This is a genomic window from Paenibacillus jepli (genome assembly GCF_047238105.1).
Classification (GTDB): domain Bacteria; phylum Bacillota; class Bacilli; order Paenibacillales; family Paenibacillaceae; genus Paenibacillus_D.
Genome location: NZ_JBDFMD010000001.1, coordinates 7,123,138 through 7,140,070, shown reverse-complemented (window position 1 = coordinate 7,140,070; position 16,933 = coordinate 7,123,138). Strand labels below are relative to the sequence as shown.

The following is a 16,933-nucleotide window of genomic DNA, read 5'->3' as shown; positions in this document are numbered from 1 at the left end:
TCCGGAGATTTATAAGCTGATATACGTGTGAAACATATAAATTCTTATAAATTAAAAAAAACTGCCTAGCTTCCAGTCAGGAAGCCGGCAGTCCATCAGATGAAACGGATACGGCACGAGCTTATGCGTGCGGATGATAATGAACCGGGACGACAACACGTCTTGGCTCATGGACGCCCCCCAACTGCTCCGAAAGCAATTGGACAGCTACGCTGGCCATCTTGTCTTCCTGTTGGCTAATATAGGGCGTACCGACCAGATCGGGATTGTCGAAGGAGACCAGTTTTGGCGCGGCCTCCTCCGCAGACCATAAGGTATCGATCGCGTGGCGTGCATCCCTTGCAAGCTCTGCGTTAGCAGCAAATACAGCCGTCACGTCCTGGCGCTCCCCAAGAAACTGTCGGATCGCTGCCCGGGCCTCGCCCTCGGCTATCGTAGCCAACGGCAGCAGACACCATAAGGTCTTGTCGATCGGAAGCTCTTGCCGGGTAAACGCCTTCTCATAGCCTTTGGCACGTTCCTCTGTTACCGTGTTAGCGATCTCTGTTGATATGTAGACGATCCGGCGATGGCCCTCGGAGAGCAGCGCTGAGATCGCTTCACAGGTCCCGCCGGTATTATCCGAGCTTACGCTGTAGGTACGGATTTCTTTCAGGAACCGGTCGATCAGGACGAGCGGCACCCGGTCGAGCGACAGCCTCAGGATGGCGTCATTATAATTCTCCTGCTCCACCGGGAATACGATAAAACCGTTCACTCCCCTGTCGCGGAATCGTTCGATCGCCCGGGCTTCCTCACGCTGTGACTCTCTAGTGATGCGGATCAATAACTCATATTGGGCAGCCGATGCGTATTTCTCCAGTGCATCCAGCAGACGCTGATCGACCCGGGTCTTCATCGTAGGCAGGATGAGCGCTACGGACACCTGAGGCTCGCTGGCTCCCTGTCCTTTCTCGACTGAACGGGCATCCGACTCGCGCACAAAAGTTCCTTTACCGCGGAAGCGTACCAGCAGTCCTTCCTCCACCAGACCGTTGAGGGCGTTTTTACTCGTAATCTGACTTACATTATATTGAGCGGCGAGTGTCTTCTCCGAAGGCAGCATATCGCCTGGTCTTAGCTCGCCAGAGCGGATCCGCTGCCGGATCTCCTCTTGTATGCGTTTATATAATGGGTGCATTTTAGGCTCCTCGTTCCGTTGGAATCAGGTATCTTGCGCAAAAATATCCGCTATTTAGTATATCTTATTTTAGCACCTTTGCGTTACAATTCACACGAGAAAGCGCTTTCCAAAATAAATGAATGGCTAAGGAGGTTTTAATGATGGTCAAAAAAATGTTGCGCATGTCCCTCGCTGGGATTGTCGCCTTCGCCTGCCTGTCTGTACTGGTCCCCTCCCCCCGGGTGTATGCCGCGTCATCGGGCCTGGCTTGGGCAAGCGATTCGGTTACCGTATATACGCCGCCGTCCGGCGGTGTCTGGTACCCGCGCATCGTCAAGCGCAGTCCCAATGAATGGCTCATGTCCTTTGATACGAATGCTGGCGGCGGCCATACGCGAATCGTGGTGACGCGCACAACAGATAGCGGCCACACCTGGAGCGCACCGGTCACCGCGGTCAGCCGCCCGGACGGCAATGTCGGCAACGGTCAGATGCTGGTGCTGCCGAGCGGCGAGATCTGGCTCGCTTATCGCCATGTTGTGCAGACAGGCTCGGTCTACGATACATCGCTTCATGTGCGCAGAAGCACGGATGGCGGCCACACCTGGAGCGACCTGCCGGGCGGTCAGATCGCTTCGGCTACCGCAAACTCGTTCAAGGGAGTGTGGGAACCTCATCTGGAGATGATCGGCAGCACGATTGCCGTACTATATGCCGATGATAGCCCCGCCGCCGTAGGTACCACCGGTCAACAGAATCTGTATATGAAGCCTTGGACCGGCAGCGGCTGGGGCGCACGTACGACGCTCAGCGACGGCGTAGCAGCGGGATCCCGGGACGGCATGCCGGTCATCACCCGGATGAATGACGGCCGCTATATGATGGTTTTCGAAGCGTCCGATGTCCCCGGACACCCGTTCGTCATCAAGTTCAAAATCTCGGCAGACGGCTGGGATTGGTCAGGGCCCCGCCAAACCCTTTACGTCCCGAACAGCACGGGCAAAAAAGCAGGCGCGCCATTCATCGCCAAGCTTGCAGATGGCCGGCTGATTGCAGCGTTTCAGACGGATGAGAGCAGCGCGAATACGGGAGATCCCTATACGTCGATGCACACCATGATCAGCTCGAACAACGGGGCGACCTGGGAGCACAAGTACAACGTCTTCCCTGTCTCCGACACCGCCTCTTCGAACTGGAATGCGCTGATGACCGTCGACTCGACGCGTGTCGTGGCTATCACCAGTGCTACCCATCCGGCAAGCGGTATCTATCTCCGGTTCGGACATACGATGACGCCGGCACAGACCAATCTGGTGAACAACCCCAGCTTTGAAACGGCCAATGTGACCGGTTGGACGACGTACGGCGACGATTACCCGCAGCGGATCCATATCCATGGGGCCAATGACGGCGTCGGAATTCCTGCGGCTCACGGGGCTTATTTTATCGGACTGGCGGGCACGAGCGGCCCGGCCAGCGCCTATATCGGGCAGACGATTACGGGGCTCGATGACGGCGTCTACACGATGACTGCGCGCATGCGCAGCAGCGGCGGCCAGACCAGCTGCATTATGGAAGTCAAAGATTATGGAGGCGCCTTGCGCCAGACAGCGTGTCCAGTCACAACGGCATGGACACAGGTTACGATTCCGGATATTCAAGTGACGAACGGCAAGGCGACGATCGGTTTTTACACCGCCAATAGCGCCTCCACACAATGGGCGGATGTGGATCAGGTCGCCTTTTACCGCAATATATGAGCATCGCGCCTGGCAAGACGTACCGGCTGATGAATCCGAATAGCGAGAAGATGTTGGAGGTGGATGCCTGGGGAACAGCGAACGGCTCGAATGTTGCGATCTGGGATGACCACGGCGGCGCCAATCAGCGCTGGACCTTAATAAACGCGGGTAGCGGCTATTACAAGCTAATCAACGTGCACAGCGGTAGAGCGTTGGAAGTGGACGGCTGGGGAACCGCCAATGGCGCCAACGTCACGATCTGGGACGATACAGGCGCTGACAACCAGCTCTGGCAGCTCATGGACACCGGCGGCGGCAATTACAAGCTGATTAACAAGCATAGCGGCAAAGCACTCGATGTCGCGGGCAGCGGCAGTGCAAACGGGACCAACGTGCAGATCTGGACGGACCTGAACAATGCTGCCCAGAAGTGGAAGCTGATTCAGCTCAATTAAAGACCTCTTCATAACAAGCCGAAGCCCGTATACGTGAATATACGGGCTTCTGTTGAAGCAAGGTTGGCGCTGCGACACGGCCACAAAAGCTTACTCCTTCGACGTACTTCAGTTACTCAATTGTTTATCGAATTCATCAGTTGATAGAAATATTCAGGTTGTTGAGTCTTGTTTAGGTTATACCAAGCATCTAATGTATCTGGTGTAAATACATCTATTGTATTAAGGACTTCCATCGCAAATTCCAGAGGAGCTACCCCTGAGGCGGTAACTAGATTCGCATCAGATACCGCAGGTCCCGCTTCGTAAAACTGCTCGCCTTTATAATTTGGACATACCATTTTAATATACTCCAGGTTATTACTTGTATGATTTCTAGAATCCAGATATCCCATATTGGCAAGGCCTTCTGTTGCACCACAAATGGCAGCAACGATCGTGCCCTGCTCTAAGGCTTGGCCAATTCTGATCAAAATCGGTTGATGAATATCTTCTCCCCAGGTAGTCCCTCCCGGTAATATTAAAAGATCCTTATACGCAAGGGAACATTCATCAAGTGAAAGATCTGGAACGATGTTTAGTCCCCCCATCGTCCTAACCATTCCTTTGTCAGCTCCAACTGTAACTACTGATAAAGGGACTGCACCTTTTTTGAAATATCTTCCTGAGTTTAGTTCAGCAATCAAATATCCATACTCCCAATCTGACATAGTATTAAATACATAAAGATATACCTTTTTTGTTTCCATCTACTAACACTCCCATCACATTTGATAGGCCTATCTTAAAACAACTTCCCTGACAGCTAACGTCAGGGAATAAAATCGATTAGTAAATTTCTTTTAATGTTGATGACAGGCCAAGAACCGTGACGTATACTAGGAGGAAATGGAAGATAGGAGTGAATCGTGGACGTCATGGTGTTTTTGATAGCATTTATCATGTCTTTTCTTGTTGTTTTGCTGCTAATTCCGCCGCTCGGCCGTCTGGCGCACCGGCTTGATTTTGTGGACAAGCCCCGGGAAGGCGTGGAGCGCAAGCTGCACCGGCAGCCGATTCCGCTCACGGCCGGTTATGCGATCTTTGCCGGTTTCTTTCTTGCTTATGTCTCTTTAACGAAACAACTGTCCATGGAGACAGCCGCACTGGTTGCCGGGGGCATCCTGCTGCTGACGATCGGCACGGTCGATGACTGGTATAAGACGAAGGGCAAGGATTTTCCGGCGCTGCCCAAGCTGATTGTTCAGGTCTCTGCAGCCGTGCTGGTGTACGCCTCCGGCATTGCATTTACGGGATTCTACAATCCGCTGACCTCTGAATACATAACGCTACCTGTCATTTTGCAATTCATCCTTACTGTACTTTGGATTTTTGGCGTGACGACCGTGATCAATTTCTCTGATGGCATGGATGGTCTCGCCGGCGGGCTTGCAGCGATCTCTGCGATGACTTTATTCGTGGTGGCACTGGCCAAGGGTCAGTCGGACTCGGCGCTCATGTCGATCATCCTGGTCGGTGTGACGCTCGCCTATCTGAAGTATAACAAGCCGCCAGCTAAAGTGTTCATGGGCGACTCCGGGGCCACCTTCCTCGGCTTCATCCTCGCCGTCATCGCACTGGATGGCGCGTTCAAGCAAGCAACCGTGTTATCGCTGTTCATCCCTGTCCTCGCGCTCGGTGTGCCGATCTTCGACAATCTGTTTGTCGTCGTCCGGCGATTCATGCAGGGCAAAGCCGTATACGAGGCGGATGCCAGCCAGGCTCACTATCGGCTGCTGCGGGCAGGGCTCAACCATAAACAGGTCGTTGGCGTACTCTATCTGGTCAGTACATGTCTATGCCTCTCCTCTATTATCTTGCTGTTGGCACAGAGCTAGACTTAGAGAGCAAGCCCGGGTTATTCACTTCATAGAAGTGGATGCCCGGGTTTTTTAGATTTATCGTTCAGGATCATTATGAAAAAGCTTCAAGTTACATGGTCGATTTCTCTCACAAAGTCTTCTCAAATTGGCTGCAAATTCTCTTTAACCTTCGCATTTGCATCAATGTTGTAATCTGGAGTAGTTCCAAGAAAAAGTGTCTAGAGAGGGTTGATGTGAAGCATGACGATGGCGATTGAGGTAAAGGATCTGCGCAAATCCTACGGAACGAATGAAGTGCTGAAGGGAATTGACCTGAAGGTCAAGCAAGGCAGTGTATTTGCGGTACTGGGACCCAACGGGGCAGGTAAGACAACATTGGTACAGATCCTCTCTACCCTGCTGCGGCCAACACGAGGCTCCGTAAAAGTACTGGGCATGGAGGTTCAGCGGGAAGCATCTGCGATCCGCAGAAAAATCAGTCTCACCGGTCAATTTGCATCCGTGGATGAAGACCTCAGCGGGAAAGAAAATCTGATGATGATCGCCAGGTTGATGGGGTACCGGAGGAAGGCTGCCCGAAGCCGCGCGGACGAGCTGCTACAGATATTCGGTCTCACAGATGCTGGAGACCGCCCGGTCACCAGTTACTCAGGCGGGATGAGGCGACGGGTCGATATCGCGGCCGGCATGATCGAGACACCGGATCTGCTCTTCCTCGATGAGCCCACGACCGGCTTGGACCCTCGCAGCCGCGGCCAAGTGTGGGAGATCGTCAGAAGACTTGTCGGCCAGGGTACAACCGTTCTGCTAACCACCCAGTATCTGGAGGAAGCGGATCAACTGGCCGGCAGGATTGCGGTTCTTGATCATGGAATGGTTATCGCAGAGGGAACACCAGCCGAATTGAAAGCATCTGTAGGCTCAGGCAGCGTCCAAGTGCGGATAGACCTGGCAGAACAACGCGAGGCTGCAGCGGCGGTTCTTGGCAAGGTATTTCATAACGAGCTTCATTTCGGTTCAGATCCGGCGATGCTTAGCGTCAGATCCGATGATCCCGAACATGCCGCGCTGGCATTGATTGAGCTGAAGCGCGCAGGCATTTCACACAGCCATTTTTCGATCGGACAGCCCAGTCTGGATGAAGTATTCCTTGCTCTGACCGGACGACCCTCGACTGATGAGTCCGCATCTAAGGAAAAGGAGGTCATTCAATGAAATCTCCTACCTTGGCACCGAGCATGATGTCGGCGATTCGAACCTTTGCATGGCGATCTCTCACGAAGACCATGAAAATTCCCGTGTACGTGCTTATAGACACGCTGGTTTTTCCTGTCATCTTCCTGCTGATCTTTACCTTTCTCTTTGGCGGCGCCATCGCCGGATCTACCGGCACCTATTTGCAATTCCTGCTCCCGGGCATGCTGGTCTATACGGTAACCACGATGACAGTGTACACCGGGATCGGGATCCAAAGCGATCTTGCCAAAGGCGTGTTCAGCCGCTTCCGTACACTGCCCTTCTGGCAACCGGCGGCTATTATCGGCGCCATGGCCATTGATGTGCTGAGGTATGTGCTAGCCGTTACAGCTACAGCAAGCATCGGCATGCTGCTGGGTTTCCGTCCTGAGGCGGGAGCGGTCGGGCTTGTGCTGGCTCTGCTGGCTGTCGTTTTATTTGCCTTTAGCGTCAGTTGGATCTTCGCCTGTCTGGGGGTGATCATCCAGAAGGCAGAGGCGCTGACCACGTCTACTTACCTTGTTCTGTACCCGCTCATGTTCACCAGTAATGTATTCGTCGATTCATCCACGATGCCGGGCTGGTTGCGGCCGATGGTGGAGTATAATCCGTTAAGTCTTGCTGCCACCGGAGTTAGAGGTCTCGCCCACGGAACAGCAGAAGCCAGCGATCTGCTTTGGTTATTTGCGGGCTGCGCGGCATTAATTGCCGTATTCGCGCCGCTCACGTTCCGGTTGTACCGCATCAAAGGCAATGAGTAATGACGCAAGCCCAAAGGTCTTGTCCGAACGGGCAAGGTCTTTGGCCCTGCGGTTATATTCTTATAGGCAGTTAACCGTAAATACCCAATAATGGTCTATCAACAAGATGAGTCCCCAGTAAGCGCCATCAGCTGCAGGATTCATAATGCTTCCCCGCATCCGGGAATTTGCCTTCCGGCGGAACCCACGACGTCTGGCAGACGGGCTTCCCCTCCGTAATCCGGTAGATGTAGATCCAGTCCTGTTCATTACTAAACCGGACCTGAAGTCGATACGGGTTATTGTGCCTCCCCTCTTGTCTGGATATCTCCCATGATTCTCCGGGATACCGATCCTGCAGATGCTGATCGAGCTGTTCGGTCTTAAGGGCAACCTGGTGATCGATGTAGTACGGCCGAACCGCGAATAACACGAGCAGCAACACAAGCATCGCTCCGACACCTGCCAAGGCCAGCTTCCGTACTTTCTTCGGCAGGAAGAGCGTTACTAGAAGCAGGACGATGATGAAAGCGGACGAAGCCATTATTTCGATTGGGTGCAGATCCATCCTAACCATCACCTGCCTTTAACAAGGAATCTCATAACCATTTTACCATGTGGCCGCTCACCCAGCGCTGGAAACGATGATCATTTATTATTACTATTCGTTTAAAATGTTACAATACCCATCGCCTGTTTGGCACGTACAAGAGTGTCGTGAGCCCGTTCCGCCGCCTTTTGCGCTCCACGCTTCAGGACTTCATCCAGTTCCTGCGAGGCTATAATCTCTCTGAACCGCTCCTGGATCGGCATGAGACGCTCCACCACCACATCAGCCAAGTCTGCTTGAACGAGCCGTAGCCTACCCCGGCATATCTGTTCTCGATCGTCTCGACCGCTTCGTCAGCGAATACGGCGTAGATCTCGATCAGATTGCTGACCGCTGGCTTGCCTGGGTTTCCAGCATCCATGAGAGTTCAGCATGGGCTCATCCCATTGACCCCTCAACGCAAAAAACACCTCATCCCAAAAGGGACGAAGTGTTTAGCTCCGCGAAACCACCCGAATTCGGCCGAAGGCCGCGCTCTTACCTGTCAAGACGACTAACAGGGCTCCCTTGGATAACGGTGGGATGCCGTCAACGCCTACTGTCCGCAGAGCGAAGTTCGGATTGAAGCCAATGGACCCATTCATTGCGTATCGTCGTACCGGACCTCGCACCACCCGCCGGCTCGCTAAAACGACTCCATGCAACTACTCTTTCCATTCCTTGCATTTGGATATTAGATGAATTTGAAAAGATTGTACATGAAGACCCCGATAAAATCAATTGATTTTTAGACGAATTTCAATTTAATGCATTTAATATTTAATATCATTAATTAAAAGAGTTATTATTGCATTTTACGCTTGCTGCCAAGGATCAGGAAGATGATGGCGTACAGCCATAATACTCCGTTGGTTAGCACAAATTCGGACGTCTCTCCACCCAGTGCCACCCAATTCATCCCCTCTGCAAGCCAATACGTGGGCAGGATTACAGCGGCACGCTTGAGAACCTCGGGAAATATCTCCAAAGGGATCATCACGCCGCCCATGATCACCACGAAGAAAATGAGCGACATATAGATCAGAAATGACGTTTCCTTGCTTCGATAGAAAGAAATCCAGGCAAGAGCGATCGCCAGCGCCGTAATACTGAAGGAAATGAACAGGAGGAGCAAGGCCCATGGCCGGTGTAGATCCTGCCCCCATGCCAAGCCTCCCGCAATGACAATCAGACATTGGAATACCATAATAACCGCGTACGCCATCAAATTCTGAACCAGATAACGAAGATAGCTAATGGGAGCGACGGATAGCCGCTTAACCACGCCTTTGGCCCGGTCATCCAGGATGATCGTCGTCAGACGGATAGAAGTAAACAAGATGATAATGCCGAAATATTGATAGCCGTAAGGCAAATGGGGCCAATACTCGCCGGAAGGGAAGAAAATACAGGCGATCGGAGCTATCGTAAGAAAAATCAGATTGGTCAGATTGCCAAAGCTCCTTTTTAGCGCGAAATAAAAGATGGTCACCTTAATCTTCTCCTTCCTACAGCGAGCATGACCACGAATAGAACCACGATGGCAGCGAGCAGGATATTGGTCTGAAACCAGGCTTCCGTCAGGTTCCCCCGCCCCCTGTCCTCGATCGCTCCAATCGCCAAGGTCAACGGGTTGCCGTAAGAGCCGAGAAAGTTAAACACCGCGTTGTCCGGCATTGGAAAAAACAGTCCTGCCAGCACGACGAATCCGACACCGTATACCTCGCTTAAACGCTCAGCAAGCTTGAATTTCTTGACGATACAGGTAAAGATGACACAAATGATACTGGAGAGGAGTGACATCAAGCTGATGAGATAAATCATCCATCCCCAGCTTTGCCACACCAAGCCAAGCACAAACTGGGTGTAAATCATGAGCATGATTCCCAGTAAGATCGAAAAGAATGAACCGCACAGCAGAACCGAAAAAGCGTACATCGTTTTATTGAAGGGAACCGCGAAAAATCTCGCCCGATTGTCCGTAAAAAGATCACTGTTGATAAAGTGCATGACGGTGGAGCCGCCGAATAGCTGGAACACCAGCACCATCGTGAGTGCATTATTGTATGAATAAGGCGTACCGTCTTCGGCGACCTGGCCGGAGAGTAAAAAGTTAAACAACGTGATAAGCAAGATCGGCATGACGAGCAGCAGAAGCAACACAATATAATTGCGGAACAGTCTCAGCATAGTATACGGAATCGTTGAGAGTACACGCATTGTCATTCCCCCTTGTCTCGAAGCTGCTTGCCGGTCAACGTAAGGAATACGTCCTCCAGGTTAGGCTTGTCGGCTTGGACGCCTAGGACGCTGGTGTCTTCCCTGATAACTGACAGGATCCGATCCAGATTGCCAGCTCCAGCGGCAGAGACGACGGTGATCGAGTTGCCGGTGACGATGACCTTCTGTACGCCTGCGATCTCCTCCAGCACACTGATCCTGACCGGGTGGCTATCAGAGACATCGAATTTCACCTTTTCTTCATGCTGGATCGTCCGGATCAGCTCGTGCACTGTCCCCTCCTTGATCACCTGGCCTTGATCGATGATGACGACGCGGGAAGCGAGCTCCTGCACTTCCTCCATGTAATGTGTCGTGTAGAGGATCGTCGTTCCATTCTCCCGAAGCTTCCGTACCGACTCCAGGATATGGTTGCGCGATTGCGGATCGATGCCGACCGTCGGCTCGTCCATGATCAGGAATCGGGGCCGATGCGTCAGCGCACAGGCGATGTTCAGCCGGCGTTTCATACCGCCGGAGAACTTGGTTGGCACCTTGCCCGCCTGCTCCGTAAGGCCGACGAACTCAAGCGCTTCCGCGACCCGCTTTTTCTTCTCCTGTCCTTTCAGCCCGTAGACACCTGCAAAGAATGTGAGGCATTCCCGCGCCGTCAACTCTTCAAAGACGCTGACCTCCTGGGTGACCAGGCCCAGTTTCTCTTTATTCGCATTCGAAAACGGCTTCTGGGAATCGCCAAATAGCGATATCGTCCCTTTTTCGGACGGCAGCATGCCGGTCAACGTTTGAATCAGCGTCGTTTTGCCGGCACCGTTAGGTCCAAGCAAGCCGACAATTTCTCCTTCATAAATATCCAGATCGATATAGTCCAGCGCTACGTAGGAGCCGTATCTTTTCAGCACGCCCTGCATTGAAGCGATTGTCATCTCCTATCACCCTTCCCCTCTTGATTATCTCTAGTATTGCAAATTCGTTTTAGGGCAAGTAGTTACATTTGTCATTATATCAACGAAGGCCGGATTACTCTCGTCTTAATCCAAGCCGCAGTTTCACCCCGATTAGTGTAAAAGTCAGGCTGTTGAAAAATAAAGCCTCACGGTAACGGATCGTTCTTCCGATCGCTGTTGTTCCCAGATTTCTTGAATGTGGCCCCCTTTTAAAAGGGGAAATCCGGGAACAAAGGCGAACGCTACGTAGCATAAGCTCTCGAAGTCGCTTTCTTCCAGAAAGCGTTGACCAGAATCGATTCCGCACCCATCGGCATTTTTTCAACAAGCTGACTTTTGCCCTTATTCTGACGGAGAGCAAGGGGGGGATCTTCCCCCTACATCTCTCCAGGCACCAGTGGAGCTTTGCCGGAAAATTTTAAGTAAATATAAGAGGGCAACTTGTGAATTCTTGGAATCAAGGTGAAACGGCTTCGCCTAAGAGTTTTGCAAAGCAAAACTAGCTTCGTAAGCACACGGCGCAGCGCGTTTCATTCTGGAGAAATATAAGCCAAGTAGATGTGTGAAAACATATTCGCTTATATTTCAAGGTGAAACGGCTGTCTCCATCCTCTGGCGGCGTCGCACCATTATAAGCTGATCTATAGATGAAACATATTAATTATAAAGGAACAAACCCTACCTGACGCAGGTTGGCACTGCGATTCGGACACAATAGGGTCTATTTTGCACAAAACCCGCCAGAATGAGGCCATTTGGACACACGATCCGTTATTTCCTGGTTTTGTGCCCGTAAGGCCTCGTTTCCAGACCAATAACGGAACCTCTGTCCGAAAAGTGAGCTTAAACACGCCTAAGCTCGAAATAACGGACACTGTGTCCTCTCGTGGGGCGAGCACCACTCACCATCATCCTTTCTTCCCTCCTTCGACATGCCTTTCCACAATTTAAGTTGTTGCATAATTTCCTGAACAATCAAGGTGAAACGGCTTCGCCTAAGAGTTTTGCATAGCAAAACTAGCTTCGTAAGCACACGGCGCAGTTAGTTTCATTCCGGAGAAATACAAGCCAAGTAGATAGGAGAATCATATACTTTCTAGTATTTCAAAAAAAATCACGCCAAACGTGGTTTTGGCGTGAATCTATTCCCTAATGATCCGTCAGCTTCGGCTTCGCACTTCGTCCCGGAACTCCTTTGGCGTAGTACCTGTTTCAGTCTTGAAAACGCGGTTGAAATGACGGATGTTGGCAAAACCGGTTGTCTCCGCAATGCCGGCAATCTTCTCATCCGTAGATGCCAGCCGCCGTTTCGCTTCCTCCAGCCGCAGCTCCGTGAGTCGCTCTACGAATGTCCTCCCCGTACGAAGCTTGAAAAGGGTACTGAAGTATGCGGCGTTCAGGAAGACCTTGTCGGCAACTTCCTGGAGCGTTACCTGATCGCGGAAATGCCGCTCCAGATAACGCTCCGCCGTCCGGATCGGATCTCGTGCCGCTGCTTGGCTGCCGTTGGCGATGATGCTGGTGGTCAGACTCCCGAGCAATGTCCGGCATATTTCGATGAGTTCCGCGCTGGAGGAGATGGAGCAGATCTCGACGAGCAGGGTCCGGATGTCCTTGCTGCCCAGCCACTCCCGCGTGATGCCGAGCTCTTCGGACAGCTCATAATAGTGGATGAGCAGCTTGCAGACTTGCTGGAGCACCAACTCAGGCGTCTGGGCCTGGGCACATAGTTCTTCGACGGATTGCTTTACCAGCAGTTCTGCCTGATCCCTCCGGCCTTCATTGATGGCCTGCTCCAGCGCTTCCCAGGACCATTTTTTGAGCTCCGGTCTCACAAATTGGCTCTGCACAGCACTGCCGTAGTCGATTACCTTGTCCCCACCTTCGACAAGACGGTATAGCAGGGCAATCTCTGCTTCGCGGAACGGGAGCGGCATCGACTCCCACCCCTGCGCCGGACGACCGACACCGATCGTTACGGTCAAATTGGACAGGGACTTGATCTGTCTGCGGACCGATTCGGCCAGCTCAAGCAGCTCCGTCATCGCAGGGCTGGACATATTCACCAAGGCTGCGACTTCTGTGTCGGAGTGCACGAAGCAGAAACCCGGCATCCGGTGATCCAAGATCTCCTGGACGAACTGTTGGATATATAGCTGGAACAGCGAGGGATCAGAGCTGCGGTACCGCTCCTGGGTAACCGACTCCTTGTCGAGTTTGATGACCAGGCAGTTGACATAGGGTGAGGTGAACTCAATGCCCAGCTGTCTCAGCAGCTCCCTATCTCGCTGATGCACCGCTCCCCGTAAGATACCTGCCGAGATCGAAGCGGCCGCATGCTCGCGCAGCTGCCGGCCATCGACGGCCGACACGGTATCTGCTGGCGAGGTCACTCTCGCGTTTAACTCCACCTTTAACCGGTCAAGCACCTGGTGCAGTTCCTCACGCTCGACAGGCTTCATCAGATAATCCTTGGCTCCGCTGCGCATGGACTGCTGCACATACGAGAAATCCTCGTAACCGCTGATGACGACGACGATCAGCTCGGGGAAGCGCTCGCGGGCGATCGTCTGAAGCTGCAGTCCGTCCATCCTGGGCATACGGATGTCCGTCAGCAGCACATCCGGTACCAGCCGCTGCATCAGCTCCAGCGCCTCATAGCCGTCCCTGGCATCGCCAACTACTTCCCAATCGGCATCCCGGGCTGCGATCATCGCCCGCAGGCCCCGGCGGAAGATCGCTTCGTCATCCACTACGATGATACTAGGCATTCGCATATCCTCCCTTTTTAGAGGTCGTTCGAATCGTGATGGCTCAAAACCGGCCGCTATAGCTATACCTCGCCGTTTGTCAAGGCGGGCAACGTCAGCGTCACCCTCAAGCCCTGATATGGCATGCTCTCGAGCGTAAGTCCGTAAGGCTTGCCGTAATGCAGCTCGATGCGTCTGTGTACATTGAGCAGGCCGTTGCCGGATCGGTCGCCTAAGCTTTTGGAATGATAAAGCCGCTCGCGCAGCAGCTCCAGCTCGGCCGCTCCGATCCCGATCCCGTCATCCTCCACGACGATCGTGAGGACACCCTCCACTTCGCTGCAGCACACGCGGATCCGGCCTTCGCCGATGCCTTTGTCGATGCCGTGGTTGATTGCATTCTCAACAAGCGGCTGGATGATGAGCGGCAGCAAGGCGCAGCCCAGCGCGGCCTCGTCCACTTCCGTCTCATACACGATTCTTTCCTCATAGCGGATTTTCTGAATGCTCATATAGCCGTCTACATGGCGCAGTTCGTCACGCAACGTCACTGCGTCCTTTCTGCTGCTGAGACTGTAGCGCAGCAGCTTGCCCAGATTATTGGCCATCGTCACGATCTCGCGGTTGCCCTCCAGCTCCGCATGCATGCTGATGGAGCCCAGCGTATTGTATAGGAAATGTGGATTAATCTTGCTCTGCAGCGCTGCGATCTGGGCATCTTTCTCCCGGATCTCCGTCTCATAGAGCAGGTAACCGAGCTCACTCAGCTTGGAGACCATCGTATTAAAGCTGCTGCCGAGCTGCCCGACCTCATCGGCTGCATGGACGGGGAACGAGACGTTCAGCTCGCCCTGTTCCACTTTGCGCATGAGGCGGCTTAGCTTGCGCAGCGGCAGTGTAATGCGGAACGCGAGGAATACCGTGATCAGCATCGCCATGCCGATACAGATGAAGCCAGCGAGTGCGATCGAATTGCGGACGATCAGACTGTCCTTCATGAGCTCCCGGACAGGGATGGCGCTCACTGTGGTCCAGCCTGTAACCTCCGATGTGACGTAAGCAACCAGCTGGCGCTCGCCGTCTCCGCTTCCTTCGAGATGCAGCGTCCCCTCGCCCTGCGGCGCCCCGAGCTCGCTAACCGTCGGCATCCCGTCGCGGGTGATGACGGGCTGGCCTGATCTGTCGATGATATACATCGCCTCCTGACGTCCGGGAACCGCTTGCAGCAGGATGTTGCGTACGGTAGCCGGGTCGATATCGAGCACGATATAACCCAGTGTCTCTCCGGTGTCGAAGCTCCTCAGCTCGCGGGCGATCGAGAAGACGCGGTAAGACATGCCGCTCGTTGCCTTCACCTCGTGCGTCGTGATGAAGGTCGGCTGACCATAGCGCTCCCGGGCCTGGATCAGCCATTCCGCACTGTCGTCCAGCTTGTATGTTGTCACATACTGGCTCTCGGGCAGGACAACATAGGATGCGCCTTTCTCGCCGTACAGCGAGATCCCCATAATATCGATCCGTCCGTTGATGAAGATCGAGGAGACGAACTGGCTGAGCACCTCGATCTCCTTGAGCTCCAGCCGCTGCCCAGGCACTCGCTCCGAGCTGATAAAGGCCATAATCTCCTTGTTGGAGTAGGGAGAGAGCGTCAGCCGGTTCAGCTCATTCATGTAGGTATCAATGTTCAGCGTGATCTGCTTGACCGTCTGGAGCTGGTAGCTGCCGACATTCTTCTCCATCGTCTGCTCGAAGCTTCCGAAGGTGTAGATGCCCATCGCCACGAGCGGCACGATCACGAGCAGCCCATTGATCCAGATCAGCTTGCGCGCAAGCTCCTGATTTTTGATGCGTTGCGTGAGCTTGCGGATCATCCCCTCATCTCTCCTGTCCCTGCGCCAGGGCATCGATCCGCTTGGCCGCGTTCGCCAGCGCCTGCTCCGGCGTCTGCTGCTTATAGTTCATCTTCTCGAACTCCTGGATCAGGTACTCGATCGCAGTCCACTGCTTGGTATGACGCGGCCAATAGGCCACATAATCGGCCACCGCGGCATAATCGCCGCGATACTCCTGGCCTGTGAATGCGCGGCTCTCGACGACCTCCGTCATGCTCGGTACATGACCGGCCTGGGCCCATTCCCCGCCATGCTCCACCATCCATATCGAGAACGTCAGCGCCGCGCGGCGCTTTTCCTCTGTCATACTGAGCTTGGTAGGGATCGCCAGCGTGTGCGAGTCCCCCCACGCTGCCGCATGATCATAGAGGACGGGGATCGGCACGACGCCAAATTCGAGCTCATCGGCATGCTCAAAAGCCCCGGTTCCCCACATGCCCAGCATGATAACGGCAGCGCGGCCGTCATGGAACATCTTGAACGAGTCGTTGATATCCGGCGGGATCAGCCCGTCTGCGTAGAGGCCGTCCACGAACTGCAGCGCTTCCAGCGCCTTGGGATTGTTAAAGGTCGAGACGCTGCCCCCTTGCCCGTAGAACGTCCCGCCGCCCTCCATCTGATTGTACAGACTCCACCAGAGCCAGACGGCGTCGATCCGCGTGCTTGGCACAGCGAGAGGTGCTACGTCCGCTGGCAGCGAATCGCGGAGCTGGGCCAGGAAAGACCGGAACCCTTCCGGGCCCGGTTCGATAATCGGCTTGCCGGTCGTCTCGTCGAGTACACCGGCCTCCCGCAGATGGGAGGTATTGTAATACATGACGAGCGCATGCGTATCAAGCGGGATCCCGTAGGAACGGCCGTCAAACTCGGTCGCCTTGCGGATATTAGGTGTGAACCTGCCCCAGTCGAGTCCGATCGCCTGTGCCGCCTCAGTTACATCTTCGATGTAGCCGTTCTCGACGAACTGAGGCAGACTCGTCGTATGGATGATCGCGATATCCGGTGCGCTCCCGGCCAGGATGGCGGTACGGAGCCGGGAATAATAATCGTCGAGTCTGGAATTGGTCTGTACGATTTCGATCGCATCTTGCTCGCGGTTGAACCGCTCGACCATCTCGGTCATGAACTGGTTGTCGCCGCCGCTGAAGGGAGTCCAGTAATCCAGCCGGACCGCCTGCCCTTCGGTTTCTGGCGGCTGTTCCGTCGCCTGTCCGCCCCACACGCAGCCGGACAGCACAGCAGCGAGCAGACCTGCGGCGAGCATACATGCTGCTGACCGCAACCGCCGCCGCATGGGATGCGTATCTTCCATGACTCCCT

15 protein-coding genes are annotated in these 16,933 nt (G+C 53.9%); 5 read left to right on the top strand and 10 right to left on the bottom strand.

Annotation, left to right across the window (positions count from 1 at the left end; translation table 11 throughout):
- Positions 1-121: 121 nt before the first annotated feature.
- Positions 122-1,180: a GntR family transcriptional regulator gene (locus ABC336_RS30620; RefSeq protein ID WP_413242275.1), complete on the bottom strand. Its 1,059-nt coding sequence runs from the start codon at positions 1,178-1,180 to the stop codon at positions 122-124.
- Positions 1,181-1,320: 140 nt separating this feature from the next.
- On the opposite strand from ABC336_RS30620, the gene ABC336_RS30615 reads away from it, so the two are divergent.
- Both ABC336_RS30615 and ABC336_RS30610 read left to right on the top strand, forming a co-directional pair.
- Entirely contained in the window at positions 1,321-2,922 is a 1,602-nt protein-coding gene (locus ABC336_RS30615) for a sialidase family protein (RefSeq protein WP_413242274.1), read from the top strand.
- Positions 2,923-2,951: 29 nt separating this feature from the next.
- The gene (locus ABC336_RS30610) at positions 2,952-3,359 is read left to right on the top strand and encodes an RICIN domain-containing protein (protein ID WP_413242273.1); all 408 of its coding nucleotides are present in this window, start codon (positions 2,952-2,954) and stop codon (positions 3,357-3,359) included.
- A 116-nt stretch (positions 3,360-3,475) separates the two neighbouring features.
- On the opposite strand, the gene ABC336_RS30605 is transcribed toward ABC336_RS30610, so the two are convergent.
- Positions 3,476-4,108: a type 1 glutamine amidotransferase family protein gene (locus tag ABC336_RS30605; protein ID WP_413242272.1), complete on the bottom strand. Its 633-nt coding sequence runs from the start codon at positions 4,106-4,108 to the stop codon at positions 3,476-3,478.
- A gap of 168 nt (positions 4,109-4,276) precedes the next feature.
- Between ABC336_RS30605 and ABC336_RS30600 the strand changes: the two genes are divergently transcribed.
- The 3 genes from ABC336_RS30600 to ABC336_RS30590 all read left to right on the top strand — a co-directional run bounded on the left by ABC336_RS30600 (position 4,277) and on the right by ABC336_RS30590 (position 7,218).
- A complete protein-coding gene (locus ABC336_RS30600) occupies positions 4,277-5,236 on the top strand; it encodes an MraY family glycosyltransferase (RefSeq protein ID WP_413242271.1) in 960 nt (319 codons plus the stop codon).
- Between the two features lie 225 nt (positions 5,237-5,461).
- Positions 5,462-6,436, top strand: a complete 975-nt coding sequence (locus ABC336_RS30595; RefSeq protein ID WP_413242270.1) for an ATP-binding cassette domain-containing protein — start codon at positions 5,462-5,464, stop codon at positions 6,434-6,436.
- A complete protein-coding gene (locus ABC336_RS30590) occupies positions 6,433-7,218 on the top strand; it encodes an ABC transporter permease (protein ID WP_413242269.1) in 786 nt (261 codons plus the stop codon). Before ABC336_RS30595 ends, ABC336_RS30590 begins: the two co-directional genes overlap by 4 nt.
- Positions 7,219-7,345: 127 nt before the next feature.
- Here the strand turns inward: ABC336_RS30590 and ABC336_RS30585 are convergent, their stop codons facing one another.
- The 8 genes from ABC336_RS30585 to ABC336_RS30550 all read right to left on the bottom strand — a co-directional run bounded on the left by ABC336_RS30585 (position 7,346) and on the right by ABC336_RS30550 (position 16,925).
- Complete coding sequence (locus ABC336_RS30585) at positions 7,346-7,765, bottom strand: hypothetical protein (RefSeq protein ID WP_413242268.1); 420 nt, start codon at positions 7,763-7,765, stop codon at positions 7,346-7,348.
- Between the two features lie 211 nt (positions 7,766-7,976).
- On the bottom strand, positions 7,977-8,168 hold the full coding sequence (locus ABC336_RS30580) for a hypothetical protein (protein WP_413242267.1): 192 nt from the start codon (positions 8,166-8,168) through the stop codon (positions 7,977-7,979).
- A 423-nt stretch (positions 8,169-8,591) separates the two neighbouring features.
- Positions 8,592-9,278, bottom strand: a complete 687-nt coding sequence (locus ABC336_RS30575; protein ID WP_413242266.1) for an ABC transporter permease — start codon at positions 9,276-9,278, stop codon at positions 8,592-8,594.
- Complete coding sequence (locus ABC336_RS30570; RefSeq protein WP_413242265.1) at positions 9,275-10,006, bottom strand: ABC transporter permease; 732 nt, start codon at positions 10,004-10,006, stop codon at positions 9,275-9,277. The genes ABC336_RS30575 and ABC336_RS30570 overlap by 4 nt, the downstream gene beginning before the upstream one ends.
- A 2-nt stretch (positions 10,007-10,008) precedes the next feature.
- Positions 10,009-10,950 carry an ABC transporter ATP-binding protein gene (locus ABC336_RS30565; RefSeq protein ID WP_413242264.1) on the bottom strand — a complete coding sequence of 314 codons (942 nt, stop codon included), beginning with the start codon at positions 10,948-10,950 and terminating at the stop codon, positions 10,009-10,011.
- A 1,181-nt stretch (positions 10,951-12,131) separates the two neighbouring features.
- Complete coding sequence (locus ABC336_RS30560; RefSeq protein WP_413242263.1) at positions 12,132-13,742, bottom strand: response regulator; 1,611 nt, start codon at positions 13,740-13,742, stop codon at positions 12,132-12,134.
- Between the two features lie 62 nt (positions 13,743-13,804).
- Complete coding sequence (locus ABC336_RS30555; protein ID WP_413242262.1) at positions 13,805-15,592, bottom strand: cache domain-containing sensor histidine kinase; 1,788 nt, start codon at positions 15,590-15,592, stop codon at positions 13,805-13,807.
- Positions 15,593-15,596: 4 nt separating this feature from the next.
- Positions 15,597-16,925: an extracellular solute-binding protein gene (locus tag ABC336_RS30550; RefSeq protein WP_413242261.1), complete on the bottom strand. Its 1,329-nt coding sequence runs from the start codon at positions 16,923-16,925 to the stop codon at positions 15,597-15,599.
- Positions 16,926-16,933: the final 8 nt, after the last annotated feature.